Consider the following 2,979-nt stretch of genomic DNA (forward strand, 5'->3'; position numbering starts at 1 on the left):
GATATTCAATGTCGCAACTGTGATTCCGGCGAGGGTGAAGCTCTCTAAAGTTTGCTCCATCGATCAACCACCCATGGAGCCCACTGAAATGATGAACATGCCCGACCTGATCCGCCTGCGCAACGGCGAAAAAGTCCAGAACACCTTCTCGGCGAAAGAATACGCCGGCCGCATGGCCAAGGTTCGCAAGCACATGGGCGAGAACAACATCGACGCCGTGTTGTTCACCTCCTACCACAACATCAACTTCTACAGCGACTTCCTGTACTGCTCGTTCGGACGCTTCTACGGCCTGGCCGTGACCCACGACAAGACCACGGTCATCGCCGCCAACATCGACGGCGCCCAGCCCTGGCGCAAAGGCGTTGCCGACGACATGCTGACCTACACCGACTGGCAGCGCGGCAACTATTTCCGCGCCGTGCAGGCCTGCATCCCCAACAAGGGACGCGTCGGTATCGAGTTCGACCACCTGCCGATCGAGCGCCTGGAGATGCTCAAGGCGGCGCTGCCCAATGTGGAGTTTGTCGACATCGCCGCCGCCTGCATGAAGATGCGCATGATCAAGACGGCCGAGGAAATCGAGTTCATCGCCAACGGCGCGCAGGTCTGCGACATCGGCGGCGCGGCGCTGGTGGCGGCCGTCAAGGAAGGCGTGCCCGAGCACGAGGTCGCGCTGGCCTCCACGCAGGCCATGGTGCGCGAGATCGCCAAACGCTACCCGCATACCGAACTGATGGACACCTGGACCTGGTTCCAGTCCGGCATCAACACCGATGGTGCCCATAACCCCGTCACCACGCGCAAGGTGCAAAAGGGCGACATCCTGAGCCTGAACTGCTTCTCGATGATCTCGGGCTACTACACGGCCCTGGAGCGCACGCTGTTCCTGGACCACGCCTCCGACGCGCATTTGCGGCTGTGGGAGATCAACTGCAAGGTGCACGACGAAGGCAAGAAGCTGCTGGTGCCGGGCGCCAAGTGCAGCGACATCGCCCTTGAGCTCAACAAGATCTTCGCCGAGCACGACCTGCTGAAATACCGCACCTTCGGCTACGGCCACTCGTTTGGCACCTTGAGCCACTACTACGGCCGCGAAGCCGGGCTGGAGTTGCGCGAAGACATCGACACCATCCTGGAGCCCGACATGGTGATCTCGATGGAGCCGATGCTCATGCTGCCCGAGGGCATGCCGGGCGCTGGTGGCTACCGCGAGCACGACATCCTGGTGATCACCAAGGACGGCAACCGCAACCTCACCGCCTTCCCTTACGGTCCCGAGCACAACATCATCAAGGCTTGATGGAGCGCCAGGCCGGGTTTCAATTCGCCGCCTATCCGGCTTGGCACATGCCGAAGTTCAGGCGGCAAAATTACACAAGGAGACAATATCATGAGTATTGACAACAGCGCTGGATTCAACCGACGGAACTTCCTGAAGACCACAGGTGCCGCCGCCGTGCCGGCCAGCTTCTTCATTGGAGGAACTGCGCGCGCGCAGACGCCGACTACGCTGAATATGCTTGCCTGGTATGGGCACGGCGAGCCAGACATCGTGGCCGAATTCGAGGCGCAGAACAATTGCAAGATCAAGCCGAAGTACTACACCGGCGGCGACAACATGCTCGCCCTGATCTCGCAGTCGCCCGTGGGAACCTACGATCTCATTCTCTCCGACGCGGAGTACGTGCCGCAACTGCAAAAAGCCGGCTACGTCGAAAAGCTCAACCCGAAAGACTACGCATTCGACGACTTCTTTCCCGAATTCCAGAAGTTCCCCGGTCACTGGCAGGGTAATGACCTCTATGCGGTGTTGACGCGCTTCGGCTTCCTCGGCGTGGCCTACAACACCGACGCGGTGTCGGAGAAAAAGGCACGGTCGTACAAGGTGTTCTGGGACCCGGCCTACAAGGGCAAGGTTGGTCACTTTGATTGGTATCTGCCCAGCATGGGCCAGATCAGTCTGCTCAATGGCAACAAGAGCCCATTTGACCTTAGCGCAGCGCAGTTCTCGAAGCTGAAGGACACCGTCAAGACCTTGCGTCCGCAGGTCGCCGGATTCTTCGACTACGGTGGCACGTTCGGCGGGTTGAAGAGTGGCCAGCTCCAATTGGTGTGCGGTATCGGCGACTGGATCACCGGCGTGCTGAAAAAATCCGGTGCCAAGGTAGATTCGGTGGTGCCAGACGAGGGCGGCCTGCAATGGACTGAATCATTTTCCATCGGCAAGGCCAGCAAGAGCCAGGAGCTGGCAAAAAAGTTCATCCAGTACATCACTTCAGCCAAGGGACAGCTCGCCTCAGCGCGCATGGCCGCCTACCCGGCGATGATTCCGAACAAGAAGGGCTGGGTAATGCTCAATGCCGCCGACCCAGCCGAAGCCAAGCGGCAGGGCATGGTGCTGACCGGACATAGCTGCCTCGACGACATCCGTTCGGGCAAGATCCGCTTCCGTGAGTTGCCTCGCCAGCAGCCGATCGAAGACTGGAACGACTTCTGGTCTAGCTACAAGATGCGGACCTGATCACTTTGCGCGCGGGCGGCTGAGCAAGTGGCCGCCAGTGCGCAATTGAGAGTGAACCCATCGCCGCCATCGGCACCCATTGTGCAGGAGCAAAAGCAATGACAAAGCAAGTAAATCAGCGGCGCTGGCCGTTGATCGGTCCACCATTACTATGGCAGTTGGCGTTCTTCGCGCTGCCATTGCTGTTCCTGGTCGTCATCTCATTCTGGTCGGTGCAGAACTTTCGGCTCGAACCGGACTTCACCTTCAAGAACTGGGTCACGATGATGACCCGCGATACCTTCTGGTCCGCCTACGGCTATACGTGGCAGCTCGCGCTCGGTGCGGCCTTTCTGGCCTCGCTGCTCGCGTTGCCAGCGGCCTACAGCATCACCTTCCATCTGTCCGAGCGCGCCCGCGGCATCGCGGTCATGCTGCTCGTTGTGCCATTTTTTACCTCCTACCTTGTGCGGGCC

2 protein-coding genes and 1 pseudogene are annotated in these 2,979 nt (G+C 59.8%); all 3 read left to right on the top strand.

What is annotated here, in order from left to right; genetic code table 11:
• The first annotated feature begins 91 nt into the window (after window positions 1-91).
• A complete protein-coding gene (locus tag RMO23_RS18510; protein WP_309684369.1) occupies window positions 92-1,303 on the top strand; it encodes a M24 family metallopeptidase in 1,212 nt (403 codons plus the stop codon).
• Between the two features lie 90 nt (window positions 1,304-1,393).
• Window positions 1,394-2,524, top strand: a complete 1,131-nt coding sequence (locus tag RMO23_RS18515; RefSeq protein WP_309684366.1) for a spermidine/putrescine ABC transporter substrate-binding protein — start codon at window positions 1,394-1,396, stop codon at window positions 2,522-2,524.
• Between the two features lie 98 nt (window positions 2,525-2,622).
• Window positions 2,623-2,979, top strand: a pseudogene (locus RMO23_RS18520) (hypothetical protein); the annotation flags it as partial.

Origin of the sequence: Polaromonas sp., from assembly GCF_031411155.1 — a bacterium.
Taxonomy (GTDB): Bacteria; Pseudomonadota; Gammaproteobacteria; order Burkholderiales; family Burkholderiaceae_C; genus Polaromonas.